We start from the raw sequence: 16,919 nt of genomic DNA, 5'->3' as shown, positions 1-16,919 counted from the left end.
AATGAGCGGTGGGGGCGGGTACACCGCGACAACCGAAGCGTTGTCGAAGGCGTCGAAGAAGATCGGCGACCTGGCGGAGAAGCTGCTTGACGACAATCCGGACCTCGAAACCTCCGAGCTGACCAAGGAGAAGTTCGGCCGGGTGCACCAAGCGCACGCCGACAAGTACCTCGAGGGAACCAAACAGCTGTGGGGCGCGCTCTCCGGCTACAGCAAGGCGCTCGAATCGTTCGGCACGAACATCAGCACCGCCGGGTCTGCCTACGGCACGAACGAGGACAACCAGTCCGGCGCCATCACCAAGACCGGCAACGGCGTCGACGGGATCCTCTGATGGCGGACGAGAACAAGCCGAAGACGTGGCCGGATGTCAAAAAGCTGCTCGACAACTCGGCGGTGCCGCCGGAGCTGAAGGACGGCCTGCTCCGGGCGTGGGTCCACGAGCACCCGCATCCCGAAGGCGACGAGGGCCAGGACGTCGCGAAGTACATCAAGTCGTACGGACGCACGTTCATCACCGTTCCGAACAACCCGTTCGCGGCTCCTGGCGGCGCCCCGCCGCTCGAGCAGGTCTATGAAGAGGCCCGGCAAAAAGGCCAGCAGAACAGCTACAACCAGGACGAGAAGAAGAAGGAAGTCGACAAGGGCAAGGGCGAGCTCGACAAGAAGGCCCCGCCCGCTCCTGGTGAGGGCAAGGACGCCGGGGCCACCGGCACGAAGACGTCCGACGAGCTCTTCGACCCCGCGGCGGCCGCGCTGAGGGTGTTCGAGACCTTCGGCGGGCTGCTCGAGAAGCTCCCCGACGACTGCAAGGGCAACACGCGCAAGCTCGACCTCGACAAGGACATCCGCGGTCCGTTCGACGAGCAGCGCGGCATCAGCTTCGAGGGTTTCGTCAACGACGCCATCCATTTCAAGCACGGCTCGGAAACCGTGAAGGCGACGCTGACCGATACCGGAACCGAGCTGGGCACCCTCTTCGGAACCTGGACCGGGGCGGGCGCCGACGCGGCGTCGGACCGGTACAACGAGAGCATCCAGAAGAAGGCCGCGAAGCTGGGGGAGGACCTCAGCCACGCCAGCGAAGCGACGCTGCACACCACGAAGACGCTGTTCGACCTGTGCAAGGGGAAGGCCGACCAGGTCATCGCCCTGTACCGCGATCAGGTCGGCAAAGCCGACTACACGATGGCGCAGAAGGTCATCGCGGTCGCCAACGGCGAGCACGGAAGCGTCGACGACCTGGCCCAGATCGCCGGCTGGATGGACTACAACTTCGGCACCAACCTGGTCGACACCCTCAACGACCAGGGCTGCTGCAACGACGACGAGATCCAGAGCCACGGCAAGGACCTCGCCAAGCAGTGGATCATGAACCAGTTCAACCCCGACATGTGGGACACCATCTACAAGGGGTTCGAGAAGGCTTGCAAGGACGCCAAGGACCTCGTCGACAAGGCCTACGACGCCCTTGACAAGGAAATGGGCAAGATCAAGAACAAGTTCGAGGGCGCCAAGGACGGCGGGGCAGGCGGCTCGGGCGGTCCCGGCGGCGGTGGTCCTGGCGGTGGGGGTCAGGGTCCTGGTGGGGGCGGTCCCGGTGGGGGTGGCCAGGGTCCTGGCGGCGGCAACTATGGCGGCGGTCAGGGCGGGTCTGGCAACTATGGCGGTGGCCAGGGCGGCCACGGAGGCGGCACCGGTGGGGGAACCGGCGGCGGTCCTGGCGGCGGATCCGGTTCGGACACGCCGCAGGGCGACCACCCCGGTGGTTCCGGAGGCGGTATCGGGGGCGGATCCGGTTCGGGCGGCGGGTCCGGCAGCGGATCGGGCAGTGGTTCCGGCGGGGGCGGCGGGAAGGTCCCCGACCTCGACGTTCCGTCCGATTCGCCGGGCGGCGGCCCCCTCGGCGGCGGCTCGGGCGGTGGCCCCGGCGGCGGGACTGGCGGCGGCGGTCCCGTGGACGGTCCGCCGATCAAGACCGATCCCGGCGGGTCCGGCGGGTCTGGTTCCGGTGGTTCGTCGGGCTCGGGCGGTTCGGGTTCCGGCGGCGGACAGGACCAGCACCAGGCCGAGGAAGAGGCCAAGCAGCGGGCCGAGGAAGAGGCCAAACAGAAGGCTCAGGCGGAGGCCAAGCAAAAGGCCGAGGCCGCGATGGAGTCGCTGAAGAAGGACGCGCAGGGCAGCCACGGCGGCGGCCCCCTCGGCGGACCCGGCGGCGGTGAACCCGGCTCGACCGGCGGCGACGGCAAGGGTCCCGACGGCAAGGGCCCGGACGACAAGGTTCCCGGCGACGACAAGACCTCCGGCGACAAGGGCGGAGGCGGTTCACCTGGCGGCGGTGGTCCGGTGGACGGCCCGCCGATCAAGACCGACCCGGCTGACGGCGGCCCCGGCGGCGACGACGGCAAGCCCGGCGAGGACAAGAACCACGACGGCAAACCGGACGACGACGGCAAGGGTCACGACGGCAAACCGGGCGAGGACAAGAACCACGACGGCAAGCCCGACGACGACAAGGGCCATGACGGCAAGCCGGACGAAGACGGTCGCGATGTCCTGAAGGTCAAGCAGGGCGACAAGACCTTCGAAATGTCCGAGCCGGACCACGACGGCAAGATGGACATCAAGATCGGCGAGGGCTCCGGGAACGTCAAGGACTTCAAGATCGACTGGTCCGACGACAAGTCCGCGCACGGCGGCGACGGCCAGCACGACGACGCCCAGGTCCACCACCCCGGTCCGGACGGCAAGATCCACCTCCGCGACGGCGACACGAAGATCACCGCCGAGCGTCCGGACGGGCCGAACGGGCCGACCGTCGTCACGGTCGACGACGGCAAGGGCAACCCGACGACCTACACGCTCGGCGAGGAAGACCAGAAGCAGGGCATCCACGAGGTCGACCACCGCCCGGACGCACCCGGCGACAGCACCGGACGGCACCACGCGGGCGACGGTCCCGGCGACCACAAGGGACCCGACCACAAGGGACCCGACGGCAACGGGCACGGCGGCGCCTCGCCCAGCAGCAGCCACCCCGGGCGTCCGATCGAGGGCGGGCCAGGTCCGGAGATGTCGCACACCGGCGGCCCGTTCGGCGAACATCCGGCGGGAGGCGGCCCCGGTCCGGTGCACCCCGGCGAGCCAGTTCAGCCGCTGCACCACGGTGTTCCGAGCGGTGCGCCGGGCCATCCGATCGAGGGCGGCCCGGGCCCGGAGATGTCGCATTCGGGCGGTCCGGCCCAGCCGTTGCACCACGGCGTCCCGAGCGGTGCTCCCGGCCATCCGATCGAGGGCGGCCCCGGTCCGGAGATCTCGCACAGCGGCGGTCCGGGCGTGCCCGCCGGCGCACCGAGCGCTCCGCTGCACGGCGGGCCCGTGGTCGGCGTCGACCACACGCCGGTCGCCGGCACCCAAACCGGCGGCGGGTTCTCGCAGCCGGCGGGCGATCACTCCGGTCAGCCGGGGCAGTCCGGCAGTTCCGGGATGCCTGGCATGGGCGCGATGGGCGGCGGACACGGCGGCGGTGGCGGAGGCGGCGAAACCGAGCGGCGCGCGGCGTATCGCGTGGAGGGCGCGGTCTTCGACAACCTCGGGGAGCCCGCCAGCCGGATCACTGGTTCACTCGACGATGACGACGACGCGCCGATCATCCGGACCAGGTAGGAGGCACGCATGAGCGAAACCGCCGCGATGAAGGCCGAACTGGACGCGCTGGTCCGGGAGCAGGCCGATCGCCGGGCCCTGCGCGAGCAGAAGGCCGAGGAGATCAAGGCGCAGTCCCAGGAGTACATGACCAAGCAGGTGCAGGCGGCCGAACGGTACGTCCAGCACCGGCGGGAGATGGGGAAGCGCAAGACCAAGTCCGGGTGGAGCACGGACCGGCCGAGCACCGATCCGCCCTCGGCGTTCGATTCCGACGAGTTCGGCAACGAGCCCGGCTCGGCGTCGCCGTTCGCGGTGACTCCGAATCAGCCCGCGTTGCGGAGCGAGGCGCCGCGCCGTCCGACGCGTCGACCGCGTCCGGTGGAAGACGACGAGGACGACGACGCTTTCCTCAACAACCGTTGGCGCGATTGAGGTTCTGACCCGGGAGGGGGCTGTCCGGCCCCCTCCCGGCGGTCAGACCCGGACGAGCATTTTCCCGACGTTCTCCCCGCGCAGCATCCCGATGAACGCGTCCACGATGCTGGAAAACCCTTCTGTCACAGTCTCGTTCACGAGCACCTGCCCGCTGCGGACGTGCGGGATCAGGAATTCCTCGAACTCTTCGCGAGCGTCGAGGTGATTGCGCACCAGAAACCCTTCGATCCGAAGGCTTTTCCCGACCACGTCGAACAGGTTGTGCGGCGCGCTCGGCGGCGTGCGCAGGTTGTTGTACTGCGCGACTGAACCGCACCAGGCGACCCGGCCGCGCTCACGGAGGGCGTCGATCGCCGCGGCCAGGTGGTCGCCGCCGACGTTGTCGAAGTACACGTCGATTCCGTCCGGAGCCGCTTTCGCGAGGAGATCGGTGACGGAACCGTCGTGGTAGTTGAAGGCGGCGTCGAAACCGAGGTCGCGTGTCAGGTGCTCGACCTTCGCCGCCGATCCGGTGCTGCCCACGATCCGTCCCGCGCCGAGCAACCGGGCGATCTGCCCGGCCGCGCTGCCCACCGCACCGGCCGCCGCGGAGATGAATACGTCGTCACCGGGACGGACCTGCGCGATCCGGGTGAGCCCGACGTACGCAGTGAGCCCGGTTCCGCCGAGAATGCCGAGGTAAGCGCTCAGCGGAACGCCGTCCGCTGGCGTGATCGTCCGGGCGTCGGTGCTGGTGAGGACGGCGTGGGTCGCCCAGCCGTGCCGATGGAACACCGTCGCGCCGACCGGCAGCGTCGGCTCCTTCGACTCGACCACCTCGCCGATCGTGCGACCTTCCAGACCCGCGCCCAGCTCCCAGCCGCCCCATTCCATGAACTCGCGCATGTACGGATCGACGGACAGGTAACGGTTTTCGACCAGCACCTGTCCGTCGGCGAGGTCCGGCAGCGGCTGGGTGACGATTTCGAAGTCGGCGGCGCTCGGCGCGCCCTCGGGACGGCGGACCTGGCGGACGGCGGTCAGGGACACGTGGATCTCCTTAATTGGCTCTGACCAGCAACTTAAGCGCGCCGAAGCCGCCGCGGCAGACCTCCGGATCGATGGACCGCGCCAATCCATGAATCCCGCTCATGGCCACGGCTAGGCTGACCGCATGGATGCTGTCGACCTCACTCCGGGCGAGCTGCGCCTGTTGCTCGCGGTGGAGCGCACCGGCAGCTTCACCGCCGCTGCCGCCGAGTTGAGCCTGACTCAGTCCGCGGTCTCGCACGCGGTCCGGACCTGCGAACGCAAGGTCGGCGCCATCCTCTTCGACCGCGGCCGAACCGGTGCCCGTCCCACCGCGGCCGGTGCCCGCGCGCTCGTGCACGCCCGGCTGATCCTGCGCCAACTCGACGTTCTCCGCGCCGAAGCCCGGGGCGCGGCCGCCGGATCCCTCACCGGTCCGCTGCGGATCGCCGCTTTCCGCAGTGCCGCCGCACATCTGCTGCCCGCGGCGCTGGAACGCTTGACCGCCATGCATTCCGGCTTGCACCCGCAGGTGCTGGTCGTCCCCGAACTGGGCCGCGGCACCGCGGGCGAGGTCGCCGACGGACGCGCGGACGTCGCCATCGCGACCCTCGGCGAGGACGAAACCCCGCCGGCCGGGTTGGTCGCCGGAGAACTGTTCCGGGAACCGTACTTCCTGGTCAACCCGATCGGGCAAGCCGAATCGCGGCGCCTCCCGCTGCTTGACTGGCCGGAAAACTGCTCCTCCTACACCCGGTCCTGGTGTGCGCGGCAGGACTGGCTGCCGTCCGCGAAAATGGAGGTCGCCGACGACGGGGTGGTGCTTTCCATGGTGGCACAAGGGATAGGCATGGCGATCCTGCCGAAACTCACCCTCGCCGCCACCCCGCCGGGAGTCGCCGTCACCCCGATCGCCGACCCGCCCACCCGGCGGATCGGGTACGTCGCCACCTACGCCGGTGCGCAATCCCTTGCGGTGCGCGAATTAGTGCGCGAATTGCGCGCGGTGGCCGAAGCGGAGTTCCTCGGCGCGGCTTGATCCCGGACAAATACCATCGTCCCCGGGAATTTGACAGCTTCCGCGCGACCGAACGGAGGTTGTGCCTCGCCGTGCGGCCGCCAGACTGGAGGCATGCGGGACGTGTTCCCGCCGCGATGACCCGCAGGTGGTCATTGGTCGAGCCCATTCCGGTAAACCGCCTGTTCGCTGTTCGTCGTTCGTTCGCCTCTCCGGCCAGGCGGGACCGAAGGAGGACGGATGAGATTCGACGGAAAGGTGCCCGCTGTCCTGGCGGCTGTCGTGGGAGTGGTGCTGTCGGTGGCCGGATCGGCGGCGCTGGCCGCCAAAGTGAGCGCGCCAGCGTGTTCGCCGGGCACGACGGTCACCACCGATGACGGTCCGGTATGCGGGGTCGCGAGTGCGGAGATCAAGTCGTGGCAAGGGATTCGCTACGGCGCGCCGCCGGTCGGCGAGTTGCGCTGGGCCCCGCCGCAGCGGCCCGCGCACTGGACTGAACCGTTCGCGGCGACTGCGGAAGGCAACGAATGTCCGCAGCCGCCAGGCACCGGACCTGGTTCGGACAACGAGGATTGTCTCAACCTGACCGTGCGCACGCCGGCCAACGCGGGCCCCGGTCCGTTCCCGGTGATGGTTCAGATCCACGGCGGCGGATTCCTGTTGTGGAAGCCGGCGGATGCGAGCCGTCTCGTGACCGCGGGGCACGTCGTCAGCGTGGAATTCAATTACCGGCTCGGAATTTTCGGCTTCCTGGCGCATGAATCCTTCGGTGCGCACGCCGGGAACTACGGCCTCCAGGACCAGCAAGCCGCGCTCCGCTGGGTGCAACGCAACATCGCGAAGTTCGGCGGAGACCCGCACAACGTCACCATCTACGGCGATTCCGCGGGCGGTTCGAGCGTCTGCGCCCACACTGCTTCGCCGGGCTCGGCCGGGCTGTTTAACCGTGGGATCAGCCAAAGCGGGGAGTACAACTCGCTGCTCGGCGTCGACGCCATCTGGCAAACGCAGGACTGCAAAGCCCAACTGCCCACCGAGAAGCAAGCGCAGCAAAAGGGAGAACGCTTCGCCAAGGCGCTGGGTTGCTCCACCGCCGCCTGCCTGCGTGCGCTGCCTGCGCAGGCGGTGCTCAAACAGGCCGACCACGGAAGAAGCCCGGACAACGGCACGGTCGCACCGATCGTCGACGGGACAACGCTGCCGATGTCACCTGCCGAAGCTTTCGCCACCGGGCACGTCAATCACGTAGCGTTGATGCACGGCGTCGACCGCGACGAAACCCAACTGCCGTTCGCCGAGACCGCAGCCGATTACGACAAGTTTATTAAGCAGCAGTACGGAAAGCACGCAGACGAGGTTCGCAAGACGTATCCGTTGAAACGCTTTCCCGCCCCGGCCCCGTTCCTCGCCTACCGGACCGCCGTCGCCGACTCCAACTCGGTCTGCCCCGCCCTGCTCAACGACGAACGGCTCTCGCGACACATCCCGGTCTTCGCCTACCAGGTCGATGACACGGATATCCCGCCGCAATTCTTCGTCGACCCCGCCAAACCGAATGGTGCCTACCACGTCGCCGAATGGCTGCTGATGTTCCCGAACGGCGTCCAGTTGACCCCCAACCAGCAGGTGCTCGCCGACCAGATCCTGACCCAGTGGGCAGGTTTCGCCCGCACCGGAAACCCCACTGTGGACGGTGCGCCGCAATGGGATCCGTACACAAAGGACAGCCCGGCGGTGATGGTGCTCAACGCTGCCGGAGACAGTCAGCTCACGATGGAGATCCCGCGACAGCATCACTGCGCTGAGCTCTGGGACCCGTTGACTCCATTCGCGCACCACCGGTAGGCGCTCTGCAACGGTATTGCCCTCGCCGCAGAAATGACATACGGTTCCGCCACTGACACGCGATTCCGCAGAGGTGGTCGATGACCCAACGCGCACTGGTGCTCGGTTGTGGCGGCACGCTCGGCTTCGCCTGGACCGCCGCTGCCCTCGCCGCGGTCGAGGACCAGCTGGGATGGGACGCGCGCGACGCCGACGTCCTGGTCGGCACGTCGGCGGGCGCGGAGATGGCGGCGTTCCTCGGCTCGGGCATCGGGGTCGGCGAGATCATGGCCGCGCTGCTGGGAGAGCCCGCCGACGACCGCGTCGTACACCATCTCGCGCAGCATCCGGGCAAGCTGCCGCCGTTGCCGACACCGATTTGGCCTGGTCTCGGCCTCGCCGTCGCGGGATTGCGCGGCCGGGTGGACCTGCTGGCCGGGCTGGCCGGAGCGTTGCCGAGGGGACGTGGCGACGCTGGATGGCTGCGCGACCTCGGCACCGCGTTGGCCAATGCCGACGGCTGGGTCGACCATCCGCAGACCTGGCTCGTCGGAGCCGATCTCCGCACCGGGGAGCGGGTCGCGTTCGGGAATTCGCAGCGGACTCAGCTCGGTACCGCGATTGCCGCGTCGTGGGCTATTCCAGGCTGGTTCCCGCCGGTCGCCGTCAACGGCCGCAGGTACGTCGACGGCGGCACCGTTTCGCCGACGTCCGCCGATCTCGTCATTCCGGCCGGGGTCGAGGAGGTCGTGCTCATCCCGCCGATGTCCACCTCCGGCGGCGCGCCCGGCCGCGGCTTCGCCCGCGTCGAACGGCTCGCCCGGCGGGCGATGACCCGGCGCGTCGACGCCGAGGTCAAGCAGCTCCGCGCCGCCGGGATCCGGGTGCTCCGGATCGAACCCGGCCCGGCCGAACTGGACGTCATGGGCCCGAATCTCATGGACCTGCGCCGCCGCGCCGACGTGCTCCGAGCCTGCCGCACCCTGACCCCGCCGCGCGTGCGCGCCGCCATCGAGCAAGGAGCGACCCGATGACCTACCCCAAAATCGACCTCGACGGCGCGTCCGTCGCGATCACCGGCGGAGGTGCCGGGATCGGCCGTGCGGTCGCCAAGTTGTTCGCGAGCAAGGGCGCGCGCGTCGCGATCGGCGACCTCAACCAGGCGGCCGCCGAGGAGACCGCCGAGCTGGTCGGCGGCACCGCGCACCACCTCGACGTCGCCGACCGCGACTCGTTCGCGTCCTTCGCCGCCGCGGCCGAAAAGGCCCATGGACCGTTGCACGTGCTGGTGAACAACGCCGGCCTCATGCCGAACGGCGGATTCCTCGAACTCGCCGACGCCACCGACCGGCTGCAAATCGACGTCAACCTCGGCGGCGTCCTCAACGGGATGAAACTGGTGCTGCCCGGCATGGTGGAACGCGGTTTCGGGCACGTCGTCAACGTCGCCTCGCTGGCAGGCAAGTTCCCGGTCAAGGGACTGGCCGTCTACAACGCGACCAAATTCGCCGTGGTGGGGCTGACGGCCGCGACCCGCTTGGAGTTCGCGGCCGCGGGCGTCAGCCTCACCGCGGTACTGCCCTCGGCGGTCGACACCGCACTCGCCTCCGGCCTCGACATGCGGCCGATTCCGAAGGTGCAGCCGGAAGACGTCGCCAGGGCGGTCGTCGATTCGGTGCACAACCGCCGTGCCGAAATCGCCGTGCCCGGCTACGTCGGCCTGCTCGCCGCGGCTGCGGGAGTCACCCCGGAACCGGTCCTCAACCGCATCCGGCGGCTGGTCCGCGACGACCGCGCACTGCACGCGGACCACCCGGAACGTTCTGCGTACCGAGCGAATCTCGAAGCCCAGCAAGGAACTCGGCAGTAATCAGGCGACCAGACGCAGCCAAGCCTCGGCGAGTGCCGCGTGCCCAGCCGGAGTCGGATGGACGCCGTCCGCGGCCCAATACTCCGGACCGGTCGTCGCGGAAAGCTCGGCGAACATCCCGTCCGCCGCAAGCAAATGCGCGCCGTACTTGCGGGCAAGTTCGCGCACCACCTGGATCTTCGGGTCGAGATCGACGCGCCACTTCTTCCGCTCCGCAACGCCAAGCTGCATGTCGCCGACCTCGATGTCACCGCTGATCGGCAGCAAGAACGGTTCGATGAGAATCAGCTCGGCACCGGATTCGGCCAGCGGCGCAAGCAACCGGTCGTAACCGGCCGCGTAATCCTCGGCGGGAATGACGTAGCCGTCCGGGTCGTACGAATACCAGCCGACGTCGTTGATGCCGACGAGGATCGACACCACGTCCGGGCGCGCGTCCAGAACGTCGGTCTGCCAACGGGATTCGAGGTCCATCACCTTATTGTCCGCGATCGCGGAGTTCAGCCAGGTCACCGGCCGATCTGGACGCCGGAGTCCCCATTCGCCCGCGATCCGCAGCGGGTAGCCGAATCCGAGGCCGTCCTCGCTCTCGTTCCGCTGAGAGTCGGTGATCGAATCGCCGGTGAACAGCACAGTGCTTCCCGGCCGGAGGGAGATAGTCATGGTTGCTCCTAGTTTTCGCCGAACCACTGAGTTTTGGCTTGAATGAACGATTCCTGGGAAAAGTTTCGGTCGCCCGCCCAGGCGACAATGCCGTCCGGACGCACGAGCACAGCGCCCAATCCGAAGTCTTCTTTCGCCGGACCGGCCGCGTAACGCAATCGGCCCGCAGTCTCGCGCAGACGCTCGTCAGCGCTGAATTCGAGGACGACGCCGCGGCCGTCCTGCATCAGATGGCCGAGGCGAATTCCGCTTGCCAGCTGGAAATCCGGGGCGTAACGGCCGATCAGCGGATGCTCATCGCCGAGGTCGTAGCGGAGCGACGCGCCGGACATCTTCCCGTACACGTAGGTCGTTCCGTCACGGGTGCTGAGCAGGTCACGGAGAACGGCTTGCACCGCCTGGCCGTGCGCGTCCGGCCGCATCGCTGCCGCCTGCGCACGAGTCCAATCCAGCACCCAAGCCCCGATCGGATGGCGTTCGCGGGGGTAGCTGTCCAGAAGCGCTTCCGGTGCCTCGCCTCGGATTACCGCGCCGAGCTTCCACCCGAGGTTCACGGCGTCGCTGATGCCGGTGTTGAGTCCCTGGCCGCCCAGCGGGGAGTGGATGTGCGCGGCGTCGCCGGCGAGCAGCACGCGGCCGCGCCGATACGTCGTGGTCTGCATGGCGCGATCGGTGAACGTCGAGACGAGACGGACGCCGGTCAGCGTGACGTCCGTGCCGGACACCCGGCGCAACACGGTCTGAAGATGCTCGAGGCTCGGTTGCTGCGTGCGGTCGAACGCGCCGTGGTCGAAGTCCAGCACGCCGAAGTGGCCCGGTGCGGGCATCTGGACGTACATCCCGTTCGGCGTCAGGTTGAATCCCGGGCTCAGCTTCTCGGGATCGGCGACGTCGACGAGCATGGTGTAGCCGGTGAACTGCGGTTCGGTGCCGACGAACTCGAAACCCGCCAACCCGCGCACGACACTGCGCCCGCCGTCGCAGCCGATCACCCAGCGCGCCGCGTACTCCTGCTCGCCAGCCCGCACCAGCACCCCGTCTTCGTGCTGCTCAACGCCGGAAACCTCGACCTCGCGCCGGATTTCGACACCGAACTTGGCCGCCTGCTCGGACAGCACCGCCTCGATCGCGTCGAGGTTGGTCATCATGCCGCCGGGCAGCGAACTGGGCAGCCAGTACGGCAGCGCATCGACGGCTATCTTGGCCGGATCCAGCACCATTCCGGCGAAGTGGCCTGCCGAACGCGGCCGTTCGTCGCTGGGCGGGTCGTGGATGTCCGACGCAGCCAGCAGCGGAGGCAGCATCCCGCGGCGGTGGAACGCCTCGATCGACGTGGCCGACAGCCCGCGCAACCCGAGCGGAGCCGTCCGCCAGGGCGAACCCGGCTCGGGCTCCCGTTCAAGCACCAGAACCGAACTGCCCGCGAGTCCAAGCTCGCAAGCCAGGAACAGACCGACCGGCCCAGCACCCACTATTACTGCGTCATGCATGGCAAACCCCCTGTGTTCTCCGTCGCTGCGACCACCTTGGCGACGGCCGCTCACACGGCCCGCACACGGCGCTCACGCGGGGGCACATGGCGCTGACACCGGTGTTCGCGCGAAGATCGTCGAATGGACGGGAGCACGCGGCTTCGAGTCACGCTGCTCGGAGCGTTCCAGGTGACACGGGGTGCCGAGGCCCTCGCGATACCCGGTGCTCGGTTGCGGGGATTGGTCGCGCGGCTGGCACTAGCCGGTGGACGTCCGGTTCCGCAGAGCGTCCTGGTCGATGCGATCTGGGGCTCGGATCTGCCCGCCGACCCCGCGCACGCCCTCCAAGCCCTGGTCTCCCGCCTGCGCCGCGCCCTCGGTTCGCCGAGCGACGTCACGCAGGTCTCCGGTGGCTACCGGCTGACCATCGAGCCCGCAGACGTGGACGCGCTGCGGTTCGAACAACTCGTCGCCGCGGCTTCGCTGGACGACGCCGTGACGCTGTGGGGCGACCGTCCCGGCGTCGAACCTTCAGCCGTCGCCGCGGTCGATCCTGCCACCGCGACCCGGTTGGCCCGCCTGTCGATCGAAGCCGTCACCAACCTCGCCGAAGCGGAGCTTTCGCAGGGCCGTCCCGACTCAGCAACCGCCCGCCTGACCGCCCTGCTGGCCGAGCACCCCGTCCACGAACGCGCCGCCGCACTGCTCATGGACGCCCTCGCCGCGCAGGGTCGTCAGGCAGAAGCTTTGGCCCAGTACGAACAAATCCGCGAAGCGCTGGCAGACGATCTCGGCACCGACCCGGGCACCGCGCTGCGCGAACGCCACCTGAACCTGCTGCGCACCGAGCCCGCCAAGAAGACCAAGCCGGCCGCTTTGCCCGCGCCACTGACCAGCTTCGTCGGCCGCACCGACGACCTGGCCCGGATCGATGCCCTGCTCGCCACCGGCCGGTTGGTCACCGTGCTCGGTCCCGGCGGCGCTGGAAAGACGCGGCTCGCTTTGGAAGCCGCCCGCCGCCGCGAATACCGCGACGGCAGCTGGCTGATCGACCTCTCCCCGGTCACCGAACCGGCCAAGGTCGCCGCTGCGGTGCTGACCGCGATCGGACTGCGCGGCACCGCACTGTTCGAGGCTTCGGCCAAACCCGTCGGCGACCTGGACGTGCTGGCGGATGAGCTGAGCGGCAAGGAAACCCTGCTGGTGGTGGACAACTGCGAGCACTTGGTCGACGCCGTCGCGCGCCTCCTTTCCGCATTGCTGCCTCGCTGCGCCGGACTGCGGGTCCTGGCCACCAGCCGCGAGCCGCTGGCGATCGACGGCGAGGCATTGGTCCCGCTCGGCCCGCTCCGCGACACCGCATCCGTGCGGCTCTTCACCGATCGAGCGGCAGCCGTGCACCCCGATTTCACCGTCGACGAGCGGAATCTCGACGACGTGCTGCGAATCGTCCGCGGCCTGGACGGCATGCCGCTGGCGCTGGAACTGGCCGCGGCCCGCCTGCGGACGCTTTCGTTGGCAGACCTGGCTTCCGGCCTGTCCGACCGCTTCCGGCTCCTGACCACCGGCAGTCGCACGGCTTTCCCGAGGCACCGAACGCTGCGCGCGGTGATCGCCTGGAGCTGGGACCTGCTCAGCGAAGACGCGCGAACGGTCGCGGAACGGATCGCGGTTCTGCCGGGCGGCGTCACCCCTGCCTCGGCCGCCGCGGTCTGCGAACTCCCGGTCGAGCAAGCCCAGGAACTGCTCGCCGACCTAGTCGACCGCTCGCTGCTCCAGCTCGTCCCCGGCCGGTACCGGATGTTGGAGACCATCCGCGAGTACGGCCTGGAATGCCTTGCCGAACAAGAGATTCTGCCCGCCGTACGAAACCGGAGCGCGCAGTACTTCACCGAACTGGTCGCCGCCAACGACCCGCTTCTGCGCGGCCCCAGGCAACGCGACGCGCTCCACCTGCTGACCGCCGAATACGACAACGTGCTGGCCGCCCTGCGCCACCTCTGCGACACCTCGGACGCCGGGCTCGCGCTCGCGATCGACCTGACGTGGTACTGGCACATGCTGGGCCGACATGCCGACGCGTCGTACTGGCTCGGCCAAGCGACCGCCCAGCCAGGCATGCACCACGACATCGCCGCCGGAGCGCTGCTGCTGGACGCTGGTGCCGCAGCCGACGAGGTAGTCACTCGCCTGCTGAGCTACCCGGAGTTGCCGCCCTTCGGCGTGCTGACCGCTGCAGGGCTGGCCGCCCGCGCGGGAATCGACGCGTCGCCGCTCATCCAGCGGCTAGCCGACGGCCCGGACCGATGGCTGGCCGGATTGGCCCGGATCACCCGCGCCGAACTGGCCGAAAACGACGGCCATTTAGCCCAGATCGATTCGGACGTCGCCGTCGCACTGGACTGCTTCACCGAGTCGGGGGACAGCTGGGGCGTCGCGATGGCTCTGCCGATGCGTGCCCTGCTGCGGCAATACGACGGCGACCTGGCCGGTGCGCTGGCCGACCTGACCGAGGCCAAACGGCTGGCGCAGGAGTTCGGGTCGCTCAACCACAGCGACGAGACGTTCATCGACCTGCGCCTGATCGACCTGCACGTCCGGCTGGGCGAAACCGAGCAGGCCGCGGCGATGATCGCGGTAACCAGGGACCGCACGCTGCGCTCGACCATGCCCGAAACCGTCGTGCTGCTCGACGCGCGGGAGGCCAGCTTCCGCCTGCGCACCGGTGACCTGACCCGGGCCCGCGAGTTGATCGAAGCGGCCGAGGCCGGACTGTCCACCCCGCTCCCGTTCGGCGGCGACCACGGACAGGCGCTGGTCAGCGCGGTACGAGCGGAACTCTGCCTGGAACTCGGCGACGGCCCCGGTGCCGAGGCGGCGCTGGACCGGGCGTACGCGGCCGCGGTCAACAGCAAGGACCTGCCGATCGTGGCCACCGTCGCGGTGACGGTCGCCGGCCTGGCCGAGCTGTACCGCCGTTTCACGGACGGAGCGGAAATCCTCGGCGCAGCGGCCCGCCTCCGCGGTGCGCACGACCGGACTGACCTGCAGGTACGCACGCTCAGCAGTCGTGGCCGACTGGCCCTCGGCGAGGAACGCTTCGCCGCCGCGTACGAGAGAGGCTGGCAGCTGCCCGCACCGGCGGCAGTGACCCGTGCCGATCCGGCCCGCCTGCACCGGAACGGTTCGTTTTCCGGATAGTCCCGGTGTTCGGTTCCGCCGCTAGACCATTCCCCGCAAGCCCTGCACGGTGGAGACAACCCCAGTTCGTTCCGGAGCGGAAGGCCGGAAACCGAGCCTGAGATTCAGCGGTGCCTTCGGGAACGATTCCCCGTCGCGGCGTTGGCCACACAGACGACAGGGAGAACCCCGCTGATGTCCGAGACAACCGAACGGTCGCTGCGCCCCGGCGACCTGGCGATTCGCTGTGGGCCGCTGGGCTCCCTGGTGCTGGTGAGACTGAGCGGCGCACTGGATCTGGCCACCGCCGACGAGCTGGCCGACGTACTGAACACGCAGCTGCGGACCGGCCGCGACATCGTGCTCGACTGCACCGGCCTGGACTTCATGGCCGTCATCGGCATGTCGCTGATGCTCGACACCCACCGCGCCGCCACCGCCCGGCACCGAAAACTGATCGTGGTGACCGGCGGCAACCGGGCCGTCCTGCGCCCGCTGCGCGTCACCAGGGTCGACGCCATGCTCCGCCTCGCCGCCACCATCGACGACGCCTGCTCCCAGCTCGGCGGTTTGATCCCCGACCCACGCGGGTAACCGGGGGCCTGCCCCGCGACGAAGCACGTCGGAGGTCCTCGCACGACGCCCGAGGACCCGCCGGGGTCGCTTTGTCGGCGTGGGACGGAGGACGAACCGGCGGATGTCCGCTCCTGGACACTTGGTGTTCGACAGCGACGACTTGGAGCGCACCGAAGAATTCCTCTCCAAGTCCTACGCCCCGATGCGCATCGGCAGCGGCGGCCGCGCCGCGGGCGCCCACATCACCCGGGTCGCCTCGGACAGCGTCAGCGCCGACCAGCTGGACCTGCACTTCGAGATGAGCTACGACGTCAGCCCGCTCGGCCGGATCTGCCTCTGCGACATCGAGACCGGTACGATCGAAGACCATCGGCCCGCCAACTGGTCCGAACCCGCCGACTTCGGCCCCGGAGACCTGTTCTCCTTCGCCCCGCCAGACCGCCCGTACTCCGGCCGGATCTGCCGGGCGCGCTACAGCATCACCATGCTCGACCCAGACGTGCTGGCCCGCGTCGCCGGTGTCGAAAAGCCCGTCGAACTGCTCGACCACAACCCAGTGTCCGCCGCCGGTGCCGAACACCTGCGGGCCGCCATCACCTATGTGCGCGACCAAGTCCTCTCCGCGCCGGACATCGCCGAGCACCCACTGCTGGTCAGCACCGCCACGCAGCACCTCGCCGCGGCTGTCCTCGCGGCTTTCCCCACGACTGCACTGGACGAACGCGCCGGCACCTCACTCGACGCCCATCCGGCAGCTTTGCGCCGCGCTGTGGCGTTCATCGAGGCGAATCCCGAGCGCGACCTCACGGCCACCGACTTGGCGGCGGCCGCGGGTGTCTCCGCACGGGCGGTGCAGCTGGCTTTCCGACGGCACCTGGATACGACGCCGATGGCTTACCTGCGACGGGTGCGTCTTGACCATGCACGAGCTGAGCTGAGGGCTGCTACGCCGGGGGAGACGACGGTTACGCAGGTGGCGGCGCGGTGGGGGTATATGCGGCCTAGTGCGTTTACTGCGCATTATCGGGCTGCGTATGGGGAGCTTCCTTCGCAGGCTCTTCACGATTGAACGGAATTCTTCGCGAATTACCTCATTGACGGACGCACTGCCTCGTTATTCGATGTCTCATGTCGCCGGCTGTGTTGCGAGAAACGCCTGTGCCAGCGGGAATCTGAGGCTACGCTCGGCGTTCGGGGAGACGCATGGGGCAGCCGCGGGGTGGGG

13 protein-coding genes are annotated in these 16,919 nt (G+C 69.1%); 10 read left to right on the top strand and 3 right to left on the bottom strand.

From position 1 onward, the window contains the following. The first annotated feature begins 1 nt into the window (after position 1). Genes FKO37_RS01485 through FKO37_RS01475 form a run of 3 tightly spaced genes read left to right on the top strand, consistent with a single transcriptional unit; the run spans position 2 to position 4,080 of the window. Entirely contained in the window at positions 2-334 is a 333-nt protein-coding gene (locus FKO37_RS01485; protein WP_037807383.1) for a hypothetical protein, read from the top strand. Beyond that, positions 334-3,666 carry a WXG100 family type VII secretion target gene (locus FKO37_RS47385; protein WP_238608421.1) on the top strand — a complete coding sequence of 1,111 codons (3,333 nt, stop codon included), beginning with the start codon at positions 334-336 and terminating at the stop codon, positions 3,664-3,666. The genes FKO37_RS01485 and FKO37_RS47385 overlap by 1 nt, the downstream gene beginning before the upstream one ends. A gap of 9 nt (positions 3,667-3,675) precedes the next feature. Further along, positions 3,676-4,080 carry a hypothetical protein gene (locus FKO37_RS01475; protein ID WP_037807387.1) on the top strand — a complete coding sequence of 135 codons (405 nt, stop codon included), beginning with the start codon at positions 3,676-3,678 and terminating at the stop codon, positions 4,078-4,080. Positions 4,081-4,122: 42 nt separating this feature from the next. Here the strand turns inward: FKO37_RS01475 and FKO37_RS01470 are convergent, their stop codons facing one another. Beyond that, positions 4,123-5,127: an NADP-dependent oxidoreductase gene (locus tag FKO37_RS01470; RefSeq protein ID WP_308196579.1), complete on the bottom strand. Its 1,005-nt coding sequence runs from the start codon at positions 5,125-5,127 to the stop codon at positions 4,123-4,125. Between the two features lie 109 nt (positions 5,128-5,236). Here FKO37_RS01470 and FKO37_RS01465 point away from each other — a divergent pair, with 109 nt between their 5' ends. The 4 genes from FKO37_RS01465 to FKO37_RS01450 all read left to right on the top strand — a co-directional run bounded on the left by FKO37_RS01465 (position 5,237) and on the right by FKO37_RS01450 (position 9,803). Continuing rightward, on the top strand, positions 5,237-6,130 hold the full coding sequence (locus FKO37_RS01465) for a LysR family transcriptional regulator (protein WP_238603532.1): 894 nt from the start codon (positions 5,237-5,239) through the stop codon (positions 6,128-6,130). Positions 6,131-6,349: 219 nt separating this feature from the next. After that, complete coding sequence (locus FKO37_RS01460) at positions 6,350-7,954, top strand: carboxylesterase/lipase family protein (protein ID WP_238603531.1); 1,605 nt, start codon at positions 6,350-6,352, stop codon at positions 7,952-7,954. An 80-nt stretch (positions 7,955-8,034) separates the two neighbouring features. Further along, complete coding sequence (locus tag FKO37_RS01455) at positions 8,035-8,967, top strand: patatin-like phospholipase family protein (RefSeq protein WP_238603530.1); 933 nt, start codon at positions 8,035-8,037, stop codon at positions 8,965-8,967. After that, positions 8,964-9,803: an SDR family NAD(P)-dependent oxidoreductase gene (locus tag FKO37_RS01450; RefSeq protein ID WP_037807399.1), complete on the top strand. Its 840-nt coding sequence runs from the start codon at positions 8,964-8,966 to the stop codon at positions 9,801-9,803. Before FKO37_RS01455 ends, FKO37_RS01450 begins: the two co-directional genes overlap by 4 nt. Here the strand turns inward: FKO37_RS01450 and FKO37_RS01445 are convergent, their stop codons facing one another. Next, on the bottom strand, positions 9,804-10,466 hold the full coding sequence (locus FKO37_RS01445) for an SGNH/GDSL hydrolase family protein (RefSeq protein ID WP_037807401.1): 663 nt from the start codon (positions 10,464-10,466) through the stop codon (positions 9,804-9,806). Positions 10,467-10,474: 8 nt separating this feature from the next. Then, a complete protein-coding gene (locus FKO37_RS01440; protein WP_238603529.1) occupies positions 10,475-11,956 on the bottom strand; it encodes an FAD-dependent monooxygenase in 1,482 nt (493 codons plus the stop codon). A 123-nt stretch (positions 11,957-12,079) separates the two neighbouring features. On the opposite strand from FKO37_RS01440, the gene FKO37_RS01435 reads away from it, so the two are divergent. The 3 genes from FKO37_RS01435 to FKO37_RS01425 all read left to right on the top strand — a co-directional run bounded on the left by FKO37_RS01435 (position 12,080) and on the right by FKO37_RS01425 (position 16,763). Continuing rightward, a complete protein-coding gene (locus tag FKO37_RS01435) occupies positions 12,080-15,139 on the top strand; it encodes a BTAD domain-containing putative transcriptional regulator (RefSeq protein WP_238603528.1) in 3,060 nt (1,019 codons plus the stop codon). A 174-nt stretch (positions 15,140-15,313) separates the two neighbouring features. Further along, positions 15,314-15,712 (top strand): STAS domain-containing protein, encoded by a 399-nt coding sequence (locus tag FKO37_RS01430; protein ID WP_134663791.1) that lies wholly within the window; start codon positions 15,314-15,316, stop codon positions 15,710-15,712. A gap of 103 nt (positions 15,713-15,815) precedes the next feature. Beyond that, positions 15,816-16,763: a helix-turn-helix transcriptional regulator gene (locus tag FKO37_RS01425; RefSeq protein ID WP_238603527.1), complete on the top strand. Its 948-nt coding sequence runs from the start codon at positions 15,816-15,818 to the stop codon at positions 16,761-16,763. Positions 16,764-16,919: the final 156 nt, after the last annotated feature.

The sequence above is a fragment of the Amycolatopsis sp. Poz14 genome (genome assembly GCF_006704225.1).
GTDB lineage: Bacteria > Actinomycetota > Actinomycetes > Mycobacteriales > Pseudonocardiaceae > Amycolatopsis > Amycolatopsis nivea.
This window is presented reverse-complemented; position numbering and strand designations above follow the sequence as displayed.